Consider the following 16,030-nt stretch of genomic DNA (forward strand, 5'->3'; position numbering starts at 1 on the left):
CAATTAGATTGCTATTTTCCACCAAAAGTTAGCTATTAGTACTATGCAAAGGATTGAGCAGACCTGTAGTAGAATTCAGTAATTTAACGACAACTGATGCTCAAGCCTGCTCCCCTTATCACCTTTATGGTTGATGTAGAAGATTCCCGCAAGAACCCCAACCGGTGTGAACACAAGTTGATAGACATTCTGATGATAGCTCTTTGTTGCATCATGAGTAATGGTGAATCCTGGGAGGATATGGAGTCTTATGGGAAGAAAAAGTTCGGATGGCTCAAGACTTTTTTAGCGCTACCTAACGGTATTCCTTCGCACGACACCTTTTATCGCGTGTTTACTCATCTCAACACAGCATCATTCCAGAAATGCTTTCTACGCTGGATAAAGTCTGCATTCCCAGATGCGTTACCAGAAGGCGAATATACCGATATTATTTCCATTGATGGTAAATCGATTAAAGGTTCCCGAGGCAAAGGAAAGGGTAAGCGCGCTGTACATATGGTTAGTGCCTGGAGCCATCGGCTTGGATTAGTGTTAGGACAACAAAAAGTAGACTCCAAATCGAATGAGATTACCGCAGTTCCTACACTCATGGAGGCTCTTGACATGCAAGGAGCCCTTATCACTGCTGATGCAATGAGTTGCCAAAAAAGCATTGCATCGACGTGTATTGAACAAGGGGCTGACTATCTTCTGGCTGTAAAGGGCAATCAGGAAACCTTGCAGAAGGATATTCAGGAAGCAGTTGAGAAGCATTGGGAGCTAAACCCTAAAGATGAACTATCAGATGTCTTTGCTGAACAGGAAAATAAAGGCCATGGGCACCATGAGTACCGCTGCTGCTGGGTCTTTACTGATTTGAACCTTCTATCAACACATGCAGAATGGCAGGGCATCAAGCAGTTCGGAGTTGTTCAGGCAGACAGGACCATCAATAACAAGGTGACAACGGCTTTACGCTTTTATATCAGCAGTAAATCCATGTCTGCGCATGAAATGCTCAATGCAACCCGGATCCACTGGGAAGTCGAAAATAAGCTTCATTGGGTGCTGGACGTCTCCTTTAATGAAGATGCCTGTCAAACCAAACATGAAAATGGAGCTGAAAACTTATCGACTCTGCGTCGTCTGGCACTCAATATTTTTAAGATGGATCGTGTGGGAAAGGGCAGTATTCGACGCAGGCGCAATGATTGCGCTTGGGATGACTCCTACCTGACTGAACTACTTGAACAGTTCATCTTCACTTCTGTTAATCATGGATGTTGATAGTAAATATTGTGCATTTTATGCTCGAGTGAATGAGTTAATGAGAACCATTCTCTTCATGCGTAAGCCCTGGTGAGCTTTCCAATTGAACTCATTAATAATGGACGACTGGTAATAGATTCCTTGTGGGATTCAGGATTACTTAAACGAACATAAAGCGTCCACCAGTTGTATATTAAAGCTACCATTCTCGCTAGCATGCGACATCTTGCCAAATCTTGCGTAACGTATCCGCCCCAGCCCCATTGGTTTTTTATTTCATCAAAATTATTTTCACAGTCAGCCCTGTTTCGATAATGGTTAATAATGGAGACAACATCATTATCAAGTGAAGTGACAAGTACTGAGTACTCATAGGCTTTTATATTGTCCGGTTCTTCAATTAAAGCCAGTGTTGTTTGACGCTCTTTTAATTCTTTTTCCAGGACCAGCATTTCGTTTTCAGGACGACGTCTGCGTACAATAATAATACGCCGTTCTTTTTTCCATCCTGATAATTTAATAACCGATTCCTTGCCTTCCCAGTGCTTATCATATTTTGTCCAGCCTCCGCTGCAGTGCGCTTGGCATATGGCTTTCTTGACGTTGTCATGCTTTTTAACTTTAAAAAGATAATGACAGCCCGCGCTTTCCAATTCACACATCACTCGATCATTTCCCCAATCACAATCGCCACGAACAAATTCAGGCCAGCAACATTTTGGCAAACGATTTAATAACGCCATTAATCCTGGCAATGAGTATTTACTATGACTTTCATTACCCGGCCTGACTTCAACTTCGAGTATCAATTTTAAGTTGGCCATCATGTAGGAGTGGTAGGTGTGGGATGGCCTTCCTTTTTTATATGGGTTGTAACCATTCTCTGCACCTTCCTGATTTCCATAGATGGTTTTTACAGTCACATCGACATCCATAATCCATGGAATGGTTAACAGTGGATCAAAGCAGAGGTGCAGATGTTTTTGCATCCATTCAACGCCTTGCTGCTCATCAATTTTCTTCAAACCACGTCTGGCGGAATCGTCACTGACAATTTTTTTCATGCCAAGAAGCTGTGCATTAACGTTGTCGCCAATAATGGTTCCAATGTGTGCGTATCGTTTATGGCCGGAAAGTATGGAGAGCATTATTGACCCGAGCACATCAACTTTTTGAGGTGCATTGGGGCTTTTATAGGTCAATGGGCAATCATTGACCCAGGGTTCAAATCGATGGCCCGTTTTTAAAAATTGGATAAAAAAAGCCAATTGCCCCATTGGAGTGACCGAAGCTTCCGGTTCCCACTCAACATGAATTTTTCCATCGAAAGAATCGACTTCGAGCGTGACCGACAAGGGGTCTTTTTTCATTTCTGACAGCTCACCCTTTGGGTGAGCGGGTTTTGGTGGACGAACCATCTGTGAGCCCTCGGTATGACTGAGGGTAAGAGTTTAGCTGATGGTTTAACCGCTGAATTTAGGGTTATTAGTCTGGTTCGTGGCCGTGGTGAGACGGCTATTCTGCTGGTTGAGCCGTTCTTTGAGTTTGCCAGGCGGATACTGGACCAAGGCGAGGTTGCCCTGGCAGGAACCGGCGACGCCATGGATGAAGTTGCCGTTCGTCGTTTAATTACTGTTTGATAACCGGTAATTGTATTCGGTGTCACCGCTGGTGGCCTGATTTAAAAAGGTATTTTGATAAACAGTTCGATGGTAACATTTTACTCCTATACAACTATTGTTAAATTGTCGTGTAAAGTACAACTGCCTTAATACTCAAGGAAATGGCATAGAGGAGCGGTAGCGTGAGTGCTGTTCAGGAATGTTTTATCATTTTTTATCAGCGATCAACCGGGCTTAAAACCGCTTTACCACCGCGATTGAGTACATGGGTCCGTAATGCTTCAACAGACGCCTTGGGCAACAGAGTCATTCTGTCTTTACCACCCTTGCCATGGCAAACGGTAATTTCCATGCGCCCAAAATCAACATCCTGAACTCTGAGACGCAGAGCTTCCTTCAGTCGAAGACCGGCACCATACATTAATTGGGCGACTAATAATGGTGTACCTTTGAGATAGGACAAGACAGAGTTGGCTTCAGTCACCGAAAACACAACAGGGAGTTTTTTGGGGCGTTTGGATTTTTGCCAGTCATTGATCGTGAAACTGTCACGCCTCAGCACTTGTTTGTACAAAAAGACCAGGGCACTCAATGCCTGCTGCTGAGTACTGACAGCAACGTGCTTTTTCATCACCAGATAAGTGAGAAAATCACGGACATCATCGCCAGCCAGTAAATCGGGATGACGCATTTTATGAAATTTTATAAAGCGTTTAATCCAGTCCCAGTAGCTGCGCTCGGTAGACAGAGAATAACCGGTAGAGCGAATGGCAATTTGAAAACGTTCTTGTAATCTCATATAAGTCCTGCTTGATACTGTAATTTTATACAGTAAAAGCTAGTTCGTATATGCAGAAAATCAACTGAATGGTTAACCTGTTGTTTTGAATGAAAATAAAGCAATCTGTAATCACACGGGTTGCTTGACCGAAAAATATACGAATTACCAAATACGTAAGCGCTTATTTAAGGACGTCTTCAAAACCCATCATCTGTCTGCCACGCTAACCCCTGTTTTAAAAACAGGAGCGAGCCGTGAATCAAAAACAACCAAACCGCCGCACTTCTGAACAGTGGCAAGGCCTCATCGATCAACAGCGGGAAAGCGGCATCAGCCAGAAAGCCTTTTGCCTTTCGCGCAATATCTGCCTGTCAACCTTCACATTGTGGAAGCGCAAACTAAGGCAGGCAACCGAAAGGCCTGATCAACCAGCACAACCAGACCCTGACTGGTTCGAATTTAAAACTGATTTTCACAACACACCATCAGACCTGCCTCCATGGGAAATTGAACTCGAATTACCCGGTGGTGTAACCCTGCGTATGCGGCGTTGATCATGTTTTTTCCTGAATCACAGGTGCGGGTCTGGCTTTATAACCGCCCCACCGATATGAGGAAGTCATACAACGGCCTGGTTGCTCTGGTGAAAAATACCCTTGAGGAAGACCCGTTGAGTGGGCAGTTGTTCGTCTTTATCAATCGTCGCCGAAACCAGTGCAAGGTGCTGTACTTTGAACGTAGCGGTTACTGCATCTGGAGTAAACGACTGGAGCAGGGTCAGTTTCACTCCCACGCCGGTCAGGCGGTTAAACAACTGCTGGCATTGACCGACCTGAAGCTGATCATTGACGGTATTGATACCCGTTCTATCCGCTATCACAAACGTTATGTAAAACCTGATACATCGAACAGCACAACCTCTGAATAGCAGCTACATTCAAGGGCTATGAATCTTCCTGTTCCTGCCAATCAACCCTCTCACCTGCAGCTGCTCAAGCAGTTGCAGGTGCTGTTGCAGGAACACAAATCTGCGAACGAACACCTGAAGCAGGAAAACGAGTCCCTCAAACATCAGCTGGCCTGGTTTAAACAACAGCTGTTTGGTGAAAAATCGGAAAAGAGACTGATAGAAAACCCGGACCAGCTGGCTCTCGGGGAGATCCTCAAGAACATTGAGTCTCCAGAAGTTCCGGAAACAGAAACCATCACCTATGAGCGCAGAAAGAAGCACAGGCCGGATGACTGTGTTACCGATCAGGGATTGCGCTTCACGGAAGGTGTACCTGTTGAGCTGATTCATATTCCGGCTCCTGAAATGCAGGGTGAAGACGCCGACCAGTATGAAATCATTGATCATAAATATACCCATCGTCTGGCGCAGCGACCGGGCAGTTACGTTATTCTGAAATACCAGAGGGACGTCGTTCGCCATAAGGCAGACCAAACCCTGAGCACGGCGGCAGCCCCCTCCGGCCTGTTTGACCGCAGCTTTGCCGATGTGAGCTTTATAGCTGGCCTGCTGGTTGAGAAATACCGCTACCACCTGCCGCTTTACCGTCAACATCAGAGACTGGAAGCCAGCGGTATCACCGTCAGTCGTGGCACGCTGACCAATCTGGAGCAGCGTGCTGGCCAGTTGTTACAACCTGTCGCCCATGAAGTACTGAACAGCTGCCTTGAAAGTCACACCCTGGCACTGGATGAAACACCCTCAAAAGCTGGGCTGAAATGTAAGGGTAAAATGAAAAAAGGCTACTTCTGGTGCTTTTATGGCGACCACGAAGAAATAGCCTTTATCTACTCCGACAGCCGCTCCTGTGATGTGGTTGAGCCTTACCTGAAAGAATTTGAAGGGGTATTACTCACAGATGGCTACCCCGGCTACGCTAGCCTTTGCTCGAAATACCCAAAGATCACTCATGCCGAGTGCTGGACACACAGCCGACGTTATTTCGTCAAGTCAGAAAAAGCGGAACCCGAAGCGACCAAAGAAGCCCTGAAACAGATCGGCGCACTGTACAAGGTTGAAGATGACATCCGTCGTCAGGGGTTGGAAGGCGACGTACTGCGTGATTATCGCCAACAAAAAGCCAAACCCCTGGTTGACCAGTTCTTTGAATGGAACCGGGAGCAGCTGAGACGGCTTGACCTGGTTCCCAGCAACCCTCTGAGCAAGGCACTGGGCTATGTTCACAAGCGGGAAAAAGAGCTTCAGGTTTACCTGAACGATCCAACGGTAGCGATAGACACCAATCATCTTGAACGTGGCCTTCGTTGCATCCCGATGGGAAGAAAGAACTGGATGTTCTGCTGGACGGAAGAAGGCGCAGACAATGTTGCCGTGTTCCAGACGCTGATCACCAGCTGCCAGCTGGCGGGCATCGATCCCTACAAATACCTGGTTGATGTTCTCCAACGCATCAGCCTCCACCCGGCCCGTGATATCAGGGAACTGATACCGCGACTCTGGAAAGAGAAATTCGGGGCCAATCCATTAAAAGCCGATCTCGACAAGTAGGGGGAGTCTGCTCCCTGCTTGGACGCTTACCCAAATACGAATCAGAAGATATAGCCTTTAAAATGAAGAACGCTGTGTAAGTCACGCTGTATGGGGGTATCGGCTGGTGTGTATAGCGAATTTACAGTATGTTATGCGAAACTGATTCGTGTAAACGACTGTTAGCTGCAAACAAAACTTTATACCATTAACTCATCTAGGATTAAAAATTGAAATTTAAGGTATCACCAATTATTTGGTCATTAATGACTTCTCTAGCCACTTTAACACTTGTTAATCTTATATCGGAAGCATTTACTTTTACTGATACTACTCTAGGTTCTCTATCCTACATTACACAGATTGCTATTTTTATAATTCTTCTTGCAGTTGGATATGTATACTTCAATTACATAGAAGAGAATGGATCACTAGACAATTGGAATACATTAAGAGCGCTCCTGACGAATAAATTACTATTATTTGCAGTAACTATGTATTCAATAATTAGTATCTTTTATAAAAACCTACCAACCTTCATCGATTCCGAACAAGTACCAATAACAATTGATTTGTATTGGATATCAGGATTATTTACACTTATTTCAATAATATTGTTTCATGCATTAGCTCCGAAAGTATCAAAATACAATAATTATGAAACATTTTACAAAAGTGATGGAACCAATTTAATCATATGGGGCGACATTCAGAAGGCAAAAGAATCGTTAAAGATTGATCTCAAAAAAAATATACCAAACCGTAATCTTAGTGATTATAAAATTATTTCAAAAGCTAGCCGGTGCACACCATGCCCTCACATTTTCTACATAGCAAGAGAAAATATAAAATATTCTAAACCAATACTGCGTTCATTTGTTGGATTACCCTTGATTGTCCCATTGTTAATACTACCGTCAATTCATTGGGTGAAAGTCTCATACTGACAAGTACTATGGATCTACTTTATTAGGAAATGGGATGACATTGCCGTTATGACCGCTGATCTTGGCTCGATAGGTGACCGACAGAAGCCGCCAGCCCTTATCAAACCAGTCGCTCTGGATTAAAGACCTGAGCGTTAGAATCCCTTGGCCTCCCGGATTTCTCCACCGCATTCCCGAACATTTCATGCGCTGAGTAACCAGTGTTTTGCATGCTGCTTCAATCACTCCGGAGCCGATGGGAAGACTTTTTGACAAATGCTCTACGTACTTCATCCGTAGGCTATTTTTTCTGAAGTATTCCAGTTCGGTCTTAAGCTTGGATCGGCGCGGGTGTTTTTTGTGTTGGTAAGCCAGGGCCTTGATGACTTTATCAATTCCGCCAGTTTCTTCTTTCAGAATATGCCGGTACGTTTTGAACTTCTCTTTAGCCTTTGGACTATTTTCACCGTACGACAGATCAAAGGCTTTCTTCAGGTGCTCTGCCGCATGGTAAAAGTCGATAATTTCATGACCTTCAGGTAAATCGCTGGAGAGATATGTCCAGTTGTCTTTGGCTCCATCTGCGACTTTCACCAATGTCAGACCCGGCTTTTGTTCAAGGACCTTATTCAGGTGATTTTTGATGGACTGTTTCAATGTCTCCTTCTTGCTCTCGGGCATTCGCCCCATCCTTATGGTGGATAGACGATTACCCAGATCATCATAAAACGACAGCGTCCCACAACTGGCTTCCTGACAACCCGCAGGGCCTCTGGTACGCTTGCCTTCAGCTGCTCCCTTGTCCCGTTTTTCCTGACGCTTTCCGTCCTTCATAGGCAGCATTACACCATCAAGAGAGGCCGCTACCGTCGCAGCATTGGCTGGAACCTGAAAGTTGTCTGCCAGACATATACTCAAAAGGTTCAAGATACTGTTCCCACCGTTCACTGAGTTTTGCAGGAAGACGAGCCAAAGTACTGGCCGACGGTTTCATATTTCCCAGCAACTCAAGAAGGCTTGCCACTTCGGTTGGTGGCAACTGAGCCACCATCCATGCCGCTTGCTTTGCCGCCCTGGGTAACCAGAACCCTTCAACAATCCCTGCCTGGAGTTCCAGGGGGACTATACATTTGCTTCCTGAGCCGGATCGATACAGGGTTCGCTTTACCCGGACAGAGCCAGCAGCAGATTGGTATGTTTGATGATTTTGAGCCACCCTGCGATAAACGGTGCCCTTGACCTCAATAGAAGGTTCATTGACGTCCAGTTTTTGGAGGTCTTCAGAGAGAATCTCCTGCTCTGCAAGAGCCATGAGGTTATGCAGTTCATTTTCGTAATCCTCCCAGTGGAGCTCATGGCATGACTGGCGAAGAAGAGATAACCGATGTTGCAGCATCTCGATTGCAGGGCAGTGATTACTAGCGGGAATGGTCAGTGGGTGACATACTTCCATGGAGGGCGGCCTCTCGCAGATGATTCTTTTGTCACATGAAAATCATAGCTGCGTTTGGTCGCCTTTCTTGTTCGGGTATTTTGGCTCTGGGACGTAAATTCTATGCTCCAGGGTCTGTAGTTGTGCTCAGTATGAGACTTTCACCCAATTCATTTATATAATAGTATCGACATCGCTACAAACTCAGCTGAAAAAATCGAACAGCAGCTAACTAATAAATCCAGGTGACACTACCGCGAATCTGGTTTAGGCGTTAGCTGCTCATAAAAACTCACAAGTTCTAGGTTATATTGGATACATGACTTTCAGAAACATGGAATAAGGTCGCCAAATCTTTCTTTTCAAACCTTCCAGTTAAAAACAATCCTTTTATTTCTCTGTTCACTTCTTCTTCAATATTTCTTGGGGTATGAACAGGAGTGTTCATGATTTTTTGTTCAATTTCATTTGTCTGTTGAATATAAGTATCCAATAGATTTAAATCAGACTGAAGTGCATTAAACTCTTCCAAAGAACTGGCTTTAGAAAATTTAATCTGCAACATATTTCTCTTCTGAATCACAGCACTTTTACTATCAATAAGCCCAATTCTAGCTCGACCAGCTTGTAATCGAGTGTATGATTGTTGCTGTATTTGGCGGTACTCATGTTCAATATGCTGAAAAGCTGAGTCATTCGGGTTTAAAAAAGACATCACACAACCTTTTTTATAAATTAGTGAATTTAGAAGGTAGTAGCAGGTATGTTTACCGTCAAGCTGTATAAATTACCTGATTTATTGGCACTATTATTCGATCAGTTACAAAAAAAGGACACCCACTTTTTAAAAAGTGAAGAGAGTACATCATTTATTCATTTTTTAAATGATAGTGTTGATTATTTTAAGAAATTCTCATTAATACCAAGCAAGAAGAGTATAAAAAGTACTCAGCAACGGCCAGATAGACAGCTACTCCCGATGAATACACGTCAGCTGCCACAACCAGAAAACTGACATACTCATAATTTCTGAAAACACAAGAGAACCCTCAACTTTCGCTGCTAAGAAAAATAACTATCATCACCCTGAAAAATTCTGGCTATCTTGCCAAATCATGATGTGTCAAAAGCTATCTTTTGTGCTTTAGCACCATGGGCAATGGCTTTAAACAAACTGTCCCAGCTATCAATCATTAACGTGAGAAAGAAGCTGGTGATTTTCCTCCATAATCGCTTTCGTGTAGGCTTCTTTGGTTTATTTAAAGCCTGCTGAAATTTTGGACAAGAAAATTCCTGAATCTGATCAACCAGGAATGCGAGAAAAGTAAGGTAGGCGAAATTCGTAGCCAGATGTTTTTCGCCATGACCGTAATTGTGTTCAAGTTGATAGCCTTGATTTTTCAGGGTATTAAACGTTTCATTTTCAATGCGCCATCTACAACGGCCTCCTCGCATCACGGATTCAACGGTATCATCGGTTAATTCAAGATCAGTTACCCAGCACCAGACATGCTGGATCCCTTTTTTGTCGATTTCAATGTAATCCAGAACATTAACCCGCTCTGTTTCATCCTGAAGATTGAGGGGGACGTTATTGGCGTAGCGGAATTTATGAGTCGTGTTATTTTTCTCATCAACGATTTTGTGGTGATGAACCTGGCCTTCGTCATAAAGGGCATTCATGGCCTCAATAAGCGACACATGGTTACCATCTTTGGCCACGATAATATAGTGCCAGCCATGCTCTCTGATCAGAGCAATGGTAGGGTTGTCCGCATATAGACCATCCAGAAGAATCACCAGTTTCAGGCGTGGATGGTCATGTTTTGTCTGCGCCAGAAAACGTCTTATTGCCGCTTTTTCACAATCATTTTTTGTGGAACCATCCTGTCGGCAAATTGCTTCCGGCGCTAAAGGAATGACGGTTTTTCTGGAAGGGTGGACAATACAGCCCCCCATAATATTGTGGTAAAAGGTTTCACTTTTTTTGCCCTCGTTTTTAATGCAGCAGTCATCACAGCGGCAGGTTCCCGAATAAAAGAGACCCGTACCATCAATAGGAAGCAGATAAAGATCTTTCAACTTGCCACATTCGAATGCATAAGCTTGCAGAGCACCATTGCGCTGAACGACAGAAAACAATTCTTTAAACGGCGTCTTCAACCCGAGTGGATTAACCGGGTCAACAACCTCTCTCATTCTGGTATCGGAGGGAACTTTGCCATCTTTTACGTGATAGAGCTTTTCAAGATTATGACAGCAGATTTCATCAAGCCGCTCTTCATCAAACCCTAATAGTGAATCGAACTTTTGATGCATCATCGCAAAAGCAGATTTCAGAAAGTTAGGAAAGGGTATCACGCATTTATTTGGACGATGATCTGGAATGCTGTCGAAGCATTCTGATACCTTTTTTATCAAGTAAGAAGCACTGAATTGCCTGACATTTTTCTGAATAGCCGTACCCATGACTGACTCGACGACAATGATTGAGTAATATGCAATTTTAGTCGAAGAATTGTGCGGGCATGATTTTTTTACCTCTTCTGTATCTCTCGTGGCTGTAGTGCTTCAGGATTCATCGGGAATTACTGCCAGATAGAAGACACTATTGAGAAAATATAAGAAAGAGCAATCAGAAAATTCTGGCCACATTAAAGTAAATGAAAATGTGTTGATCAGGCAGTATAGAGATCACCGCTCACAGACATCCCATGAACCCAGCATTTTCCGGTGCTTTCTGCATAAGCCTTCAGTGAAGCCAGCCTGCCGACTGCGCAGTGGAAACGATTGTGCCAGCGCATAGTCTCCAGCCATTCATTTGGGTCAATACCCAAGCGCTCCAAGATGGGTGGTGCATTGCCAGTTATACGACCACGTTTGCCTTTGCGGATAATTCGGCCAGACCAGTCAACCAGTTCAAAGTAGCTACTGAGTGGGTATGGAATCGCCTGTCCGGGGTTTTGACCCTGAGCTTTTAACGGTTTCAACTGCGCCTTTTGTTTTTTTCTGTTTGCGCTGTCGTGTGTCTGCGCATTCCGGAGCATTCGGCCACCCCCCATCGGAGCGCAGCGACGCATCGGTTTGTAGCTTAGGACTTAGGTTCGGACTTCGCCAGTTTTGCCTGTTTCTTGCGCAGTGACTCACCCTTCAGAGGGACGCGGTGGGCGTTATGAATCAACCGGTCCAGAATCGCATCTGCCAGTGTCGGATCACCGATCAGTTCATGCCAGTGATCAACCGGCATCTGGCTGGTAATCAGCGTGCTCTTGAGGTTGTGCCGGTCTTCAAACAGCTCCAGCAAGTCTCGCCTCTGACTCTCGTTTAAGGGGGCAAGCCCCCAGTCATCCAGAAGGAGCAGATCGGTTTTGGCCAGCGTCGTCATGATCTTCAGGTAACGACCATCAGCACGGGCAAGGCTCAGGTCCTGAAGCAGTCTTGGCAGCCTCTGGTACTGGACTGTATAACCATCACGGCAGGCTTTCTGTGCCAGGGCACAGGCCAGCCAGGTTTTACCAACCCCGGTTGGTCCGGTGATAATGACGTTTTGATGATCCTTTATCCAGCCACTGCCCAGTAACTGTTGAAACTGCTCACGCTTGAGTCCGCGAGGGTGGCGGAAGTCAATGTCTTCCATGCAGGCATGCTGCCTTAGTCGTGCATTTTTTAAACGGGTTTTCAAGCGCCGGTTATCACGGATAGTCATTTCCCGATCAACCATCAGACCCAACCGTTCATCAAACGACATTTGTTCTATTTCTGGACTGTTTAATTGCTCATTAAGTGCTTCATACATGCCGGATAGTTTCAGCGTTTGCAGTTTTTCTAATGTTGGATTCAATAACATGGTTCTGGTTCCTTTCTCTATTATTCGTGCTGGATTAGTTGAAGTAGTCAGAGCCACGAAGATTCTCGTGATGATCCGGCAATGCAGGTTCCGGTTCCAGTTGCGGCAACGGTTGTTGATCCAGGTTGTGCTTCAGGATGGATTCGAGACTGCGATAAGAGCAGGCATCAGTATACAGTGCACGACGACAGGCGTTTTCAAGGCGGGCATCACCATAACTTTTTCCCAGCCTCATGATGCCAAGGCAGCTGCGATAGCCTTGTTGCGGATAGCGACGGTCTGAGAGGATTCGTCGTATCACGGCTTCTGTTTCAGGCCCTGTTTGGGCAGCCCAGTTCTGGAGTCTCTCGGGTGTCCACTCGGCATGTTGTCTGTGCTTTTCCGGCATGTGTTCAGGCTGAGTACTATACCGGCCTTTCTGGTACAACCGTTGATGACTGGCGACCCGTTTACCCTGGTAAAAGCACTCAACCGTATTCTGGGTGAAGCGAACAGAGAGTTGCTTTTTGGCCAGTTGGTAAGGCACGGAGTAGTAATGGCCGTCTACTGACACATGGTAGTCAATGTGTACCCGAGCCTCTTTCCACTCAGCGTATTGATAACGCTCTGCAGGTAAAGGCTTGAGTGCCGGTTTGTCCAGCTCCTCAAACAGTGAACGACGACTACCTTGTATTTTCTGGAACGGTTTGTTATTCAGCTCATCCAGCAGGCTGCGAATCGCTTTGTTCAGTGCCGACAGGGTAAAGAATGTCTGGTTACGCAGGCTGGCCAGTATCCAGCGTTCGACCACCTGTACGGCAGATTCAACCTTGGCCTTATCCTGAGGTTTCCTGACCCGGGCGGGAACAACGGCTACCTGATAATGCTCAGCCAGATCCTGATAGGTGGGGTTGATCACCGGTTCATACCGATGGGGCTGTTTTACGCCTGATTTCAAATTATCAGGGACCAGTATGCAGGGAGTGCCTCCAAAATAGTCAAAGGCACGTACATGAGAGCCGACCCAGTCCGGAAGCGATTGGCTCCAGGTGGCTTCAGCATAGGTGTAGTTGGAAGCTCCCAGTGTGGCGACAAAAATCTGTGTTTGTCGTACTTCACCAGTGTACTGGTCAACGACAGGCATCGTTTGACCTGCGTAGTCAATAAAGAGCTTGTCTCCGGCTATATGGTTTTGCCGCATGACCACGTCCACCTGGTTCTTCCATGCTCGATATTGATCACTGAACCAGCTGTACTGATAACCATCCGGGTGACAGGCTTTATACTTCTGCCAGAGCAGCATCAGGGTCACACCGGGATGTCGCAGTTCCTGGTGAATTTGACTCCAGTCAGGCTGAGCCTGCTTGTTCCTGCCTGATGATGGTTTGACGGGGAACAATTGCTGCTCCAGCGTATGCTCATCAATGGAGTCAGGCAGTGGCCAGGTCAGTTCAGAAACCGAAAGCCGGGCCAGATAATCTTTAACGGTTGAGCGGGAGATATTGCAGCTTTGGGCGATCTTTCGCTCACTGAGGTTGTGCTCAAATTTGAGCCTGAAAACTTCACGAATTTTGCGCATGGGCAGTCTCTTCATGATGCAATCCCGTCATCCTTGAAAGGGTCTCAAGAACGAGGGTAACGGTTATTGAAAAAGACTGCGTCGCTGGCTGGATAAGGGTGGCCGGATGTTTCCGGAATCAGTGGCCGGATGTTTCCGGAATGGGTGGCCGAATGTTTCCGGAATCAGTGGCCGAATGCTTCCGGAATACCCAGTGTGTCTCAATGCGCTCTTTAATAGAGGTATGTTCTGAGGTTTCCAGCGTTGCAGCAATTTTTGCCCGGATGGGGTTTAAGTCGACATAGGCCATGCAAGTCAGCAATGCTGCCTCATCTAACAGGGCCTGACTTTTGTAACGACCTTCCCAAAAGCGCCCTTTGCACTCATCCTCTTTATTGGCCAGCCGGGCTAAGTATTCGTTAAGGCAGCGCATGAACCAGCTGATATCCATTAAACGACCTCGGTACTTCTGGGCACATTCTTCGACACGCAGCAGCTCTGCTTTGCCCAGCTGATCGTCGGCAAGATAACGCTGAACCAGGTGCGGGCCAGAAAAAAGCTGCGTCCAGCGTTGTAAGACTTCTTTGGTGTCACATTCTTTGGCTTGCTGATTATTGATATGGAGCACCACATGATAATGATTCGACATAACCGCATAAGCACAGACTTTCAGGACAAAAATACCAGAAAGCGCTTTCAATCGATCAACCACCCACTGCCTGCGATGCTCATAGTTTTTGCCCGAGAAATTGTCTTTGCAAAACTCTCAAACGGCGCTTCTTCCGGTATTCCCTATGGTACTCTCTCTGGCGCTGAACGTAAGCGGGATCTTTGCGGCGCTCGATGAGCCGCCTTCTTCTGCGTTCAGCGTATGCGGGATCTTTGTGCAACTCATTTCGGCGCTGTTTTTCACGCTCTACGTAAGCAGGATTTTTGCGAAGTTCCCTTTGGCGTATCTTTTTGCTCTCCCGCCAGGCAGGATCTTTGAGACGCTCCCTTTGTCGCTCCCTCTCGTCGCGCTCTGCGAAAGCGGGATCATTCTTATAGCGCTCCCTTCGTCTCTTTGCCGAATCAGGATCATTCTGGTATCGCTTCCTTTGGTATGTCTTGTGGCGCTCTACGTAATCGGGATCATTCCGGTAACGCTTCCTTTGGTATACCCTTTGGTGCTCTAGGTGATCGGAATGATTCTGATAGCACTTTTGGTACTCAACTGCTGAAGTGTTGCCATTAAGTACTTCTTCTGCCTGCCGCGTTTGATGATCACTTGTCGTTTGGTTGTGGTTTTGCCAGCTAGCTCCCCCAACTGGCCTTGAATGTTGTTGATTAGAGAGTATTGCATGAAGATTAGCCAACAGACAATCCGGGTCCCACTCTGGTATTGGCTCGTTGACCTCAGGCTCGTTCTCCACTAGGTATTCATTCTGAAGAAAGCGGATGTCTGGTATTGATGATAGTGAATCATCCAAGAGGGTAGTGTCAGAATGATAAGATGAATATTCATCCAGCCTTGGCAGTAGTATCCCAGAAATATTAATTTCATCAGGGGCTTCCTGATCGCTACTGGTCAGAGATGCAATATTGTATTCATTCAATGAACTAAAAGGACCAGGACTGTTGTTGTGTCTGTCTGATTGACTATGGTAAATACGAAAAGGATCGTCCAGTGCCTGAACAGATATGCCTTGGTACGTCGGCTGCTGTTCATTTCTCATAGTTTGGTGCTGTTGTTCTTGTGAGCTTGAATAAAACCCGGCAAAAGCAACATTGAATTGAGTTAATTTAACAGAGCGTTCCATTGAATTATTAAACTATTGAATTCCAGTTTAAGACTTTTTCTGATCATATAAGTTTCATCCATAAATACTCTGTTCAATAATTATTTTAACCATGCCTCATTATTTGTTATGGCTATTAGTAATGTTGAAAGTGCTTTTAGTAATGTTGAAAGTGCTTTGACAGCTGCCCCTGAAGATTAAAATATTTTAGCGCCGATGGCAGTATCCAGCGGTTAATAAGCAAATTAAGCTAGTGGCAAGAATAAACGAAGCTGCTCTACTTACCTGCGTAGCGTATGTGGATTTGAACCCGGCTGGAGCCGGGATGGTGCAAACGCCTGAGACCTTTGAATATATTT

At 45.5% G+C, this 16,030-nt stretch carries 18 protein-coding genes; 7 read left to right on the plus strand and 11 right to left on the minus strand.

Annotated features, from left to right (window positions below; genetic code table 11):
- Nucleotides 1-96 precede the first annotated feature (96 nt).
- Nucleotides 97-1,269 (plus strand): ISAs1 family transposase, encoded by a 1,173-nt coding sequence (locus ACO6UX_RS02935; protein WP_422444688.1) that lies wholly within the window; start codon nucleotides 97-99, stop codon nucleotides 1,267-1,269.
- A 56-nt stretch (nucleotides 1,270-1,325) separates the two neighbouring features.
- Here ACO6UX_RS02935 and ACO6UX_RS02940 read toward each other — a convergent pair whose 3' ends face one another.
- On the minus strand, nucleotides 1,326-2,669 hold the full coding sequence (locus ACO6UX_RS02940; RefSeq protein ID WP_422444690.1) for a transposase: 1,344 nt from the start codon (nucleotides 2,667-2,669) through the stop codon (nucleotides 1,326-1,328).
- Between the two features lie 15 nt (nucleotides 2,670-2,684).
- Between ACO6UX_RS02940 and ACO6UX_RS02945 the strand changes: the two genes are divergently transcribed.
- On the plus strand, nucleotides 2,685-2,891 hold the full coding sequence (locus tag ACO6UX_RS02945) for a hypothetical protein (RefSeq protein WP_422444692.1): 207 nt from the start codon (nucleotides 2,685-2,687) through the stop codon (nucleotides 2,889-2,891).
- Nucleotides 2,892-3,090: 199 nt separating this feature from the next.
- On the opposite strand, the gene ACO6UX_RS02950 is transcribed toward ACO6UX_RS02945, so the two are convergent.
- Entirely contained in the window at nucleotides 3,091-3,672 is a 582-nt protein-coding gene (locus tag ACO6UX_RS02950; protein ID WP_422444694.1) for a phage integrase N-terminal SAM-like domain-containing protein, read from the minus strand.
- 236 nt (nucleotides 3,673-3,908) lie between these two features.
- On the opposite strand from ACO6UX_RS02950, the gene tnpA reads away from it, so the two are divergent.
- From tnpA to ACO6UX_RS02970, 4 genes are all read left to right on the plus strand, one after another.
- Entirely contained in the window at nucleotides 3,909-4,208 is a 300-nt protein-coding gene (gene tnpA, locus ACO6UX_RS02955; RefSeq protein ID WP_422444696.1) for an IS66 family insertion sequence element accessory protein TnpA, read from the plus strand.
- Between the two features lie 2 nt (nucleotides 4,209-4,210).
- Nucleotides 4,211-4,582, plus strand: a complete 372-nt coding sequence (tnpB, locus tag ACO6UX_RS02960; RefSeq protein ID WP_101745387.1) for an IS66 family insertion sequence element accessory protein TnpB — start codon at nucleotides 4,211-4,213, stop codon at nucleotides 4,580-4,582.
- A gap of 18 nt (nucleotides 4,583-4,600) precedes the next feature.
- Nucleotides 4,601-6,172, plus strand: a complete 1,572-nt coding sequence (gene tnpC, locus ACO6UX_RS02965) for an IS66 family transposase (protein ID WP_422444698.1) — start codon at nucleotides 4,601-4,603, stop codon at nucleotides 6,170-6,172.
- 209 nt (nucleotides 6,173-6,381) lie between these two features.
- Entirely contained in the window at nucleotides 6,382-7,098 is a 717-nt protein-coding gene (locus tag ACO6UX_RS02970; RefSeq protein WP_422444700.1) for a hypothetical protein, read from the plus strand.
- Nucleotides 7,099-7,104: 6 nt separating this feature from the next.
- On the opposite strand, the gene ACO6UX_RS02975 is transcribed toward ACO6UX_RS02970, so the two are convergent.
- The 3 genes from ACO6UX_RS02975 to ACO6UX_RS02985 all read right to left on the minus strand — a co-directional run bounded on the left by ACO6UX_RS02975 (nucleotide 7,105) and on the right by ACO6UX_RS02985 (nucleotide 9,224).
- Nucleotides 7,105-7,911 carry a hypothetical protein gene (locus tag ACO6UX_RS02975; RefSeq protein ID WP_422443855.1) on the minus strand — a complete coding sequence of 269 codons (807 nt, stop codon included), beginning with the start codon at nucleotides 7,909-7,911 and terminating at the stop codon, nucleotides 7,105-7,107.
- Between the two features lie 16 nt (nucleotides 7,912-7,927).
- Nucleotides 7,928-8,530, minus strand: a complete 603-nt coding sequence (locus tag ACO6UX_RS02980; RefSeq protein ID WP_422443857.1) for a hypothetical protein — start codon at nucleotides 8,528-8,530, stop codon at nucleotides 7,928-7,930.
- Between the two features lie 280 nt (nucleotides 8,531-8,810).
- Nucleotides 8,811-9,224 (minus strand): hypothetical protein, encoded by a 414-nt coding sequence (locus tag ACO6UX_RS02985; protein ID WP_422444702.1) that lies wholly within the window; start codon nucleotides 9,222-9,224, stop codon nucleotides 8,811-8,813.
- 48 nt (nucleotides 9,225-9,272) lie between these two features.
- On the opposite strand from ACO6UX_RS02985, the gene ACO6UX_RS02990 reads away from it, so the two are divergent.
- Nucleotides 9,273-9,524 carry a hypothetical protein gene (locus tag ACO6UX_RS02990; protein ID WP_422444704.1) on the plus strand — a complete coding sequence of 84 codons (252 nt, stop codon included), beginning with the start codon at nucleotides 9,273-9,275 and terminating at the stop codon, nucleotides 9,522-9,524.
- Nucleotides 9,525-9,622: 98 nt separating this feature from the next.
- On the opposite strand, the gene ACO6UX_RS02995 is transcribed toward ACO6UX_RS02990, so the two are convergent.
- The 6 genes from ACO6UX_RS02995 to ACO6UX_RS03020 form a co-directional block, all read right to left on the minus strand.
- A complete protein-coding gene (locus ACO6UX_RS02995) occupies nucleotides 9,623-10,978 on the minus strand; it encodes a transposase (protein ID WP_422444684.1) in 1,356 nt (451 codons plus the stop codon).
- A 209-nt stretch (nucleotides 10,979-11,187) separates the two neighbouring features.
- Nucleotides 11,188-11,556 carry a hypothetical protein gene (locus ACO6UX_RS03000; protein WP_422444706.1) on the minus strand — a complete coding sequence of 123 codons (369 nt, stop codon included), beginning with the start codon at nucleotides 11,554-11,556 and terminating at the stop codon, nucleotides 11,188-11,190.
- A 44-nt stretch (nucleotides 11,557-11,600) separates the two neighbouring features.
- Nucleotides 11,601-12,356, minus strand: coding sequence for an IS21-like element helper ATPase IstB (gene istB, locus ACO6UX_RS03005; protein WP_422444708.1), 756 nt, complete (start codon nucleotides 12,354-12,356; stop codon nucleotides 11,601-11,603).
- 34 nt (nucleotides 12,357-12,390) lie between these two features.
- On the minus strand, nucleotides 12,391-13,929 hold the full coding sequence (gene istA, locus ACO6UX_RS03010) for an IS21 family transposase (RefSeq protein ID WP_422444710.1): 1,539 nt from the start codon (nucleotides 13,927-13,929) through the stop codon (nucleotides 12,391-12,393).
- Between the two features lie 103 nt (nucleotides 13,930-14,032).
- Nucleotides 14,033-14,605 carry a hypothetical protein gene (locus ACO6UX_RS03015; RefSeq protein ID WP_422444712.1) on the minus strand — a complete coding sequence of 191 codons (573 nt, stop codon included), beginning with the start codon at nucleotides 14,603-14,605 and terminating at the stop codon, nucleotides 14,033-14,035.
- 16 nt (nucleotides 14,606-14,621) lie between these two features.
- The gene (locus tag ACO6UX_RS03020) at nucleotides 14,622-15,608 is read right to left on the minus strand and encodes a hypothetical protein (RefSeq protein ID WP_422444714.1); all 987 of its coding nucleotides are present in this window, start codon (nucleotides 15,606-15,608) and stop codon (nucleotides 14,622-14,624) included.
- Nucleotides 15,609-16,030 lie beyond the last annotated feature (422 nt).

Origin of the sequence: Endozoicomonas sp. ALB091 (assembly GCF_049310265.1) — a bacterium.
Taxonomy (GTDB): Bacteria; Pseudomonadota; Gammaproteobacteria; order Pseudomonadales; family Endozoicomonadaceae; genus Endozoicomonas.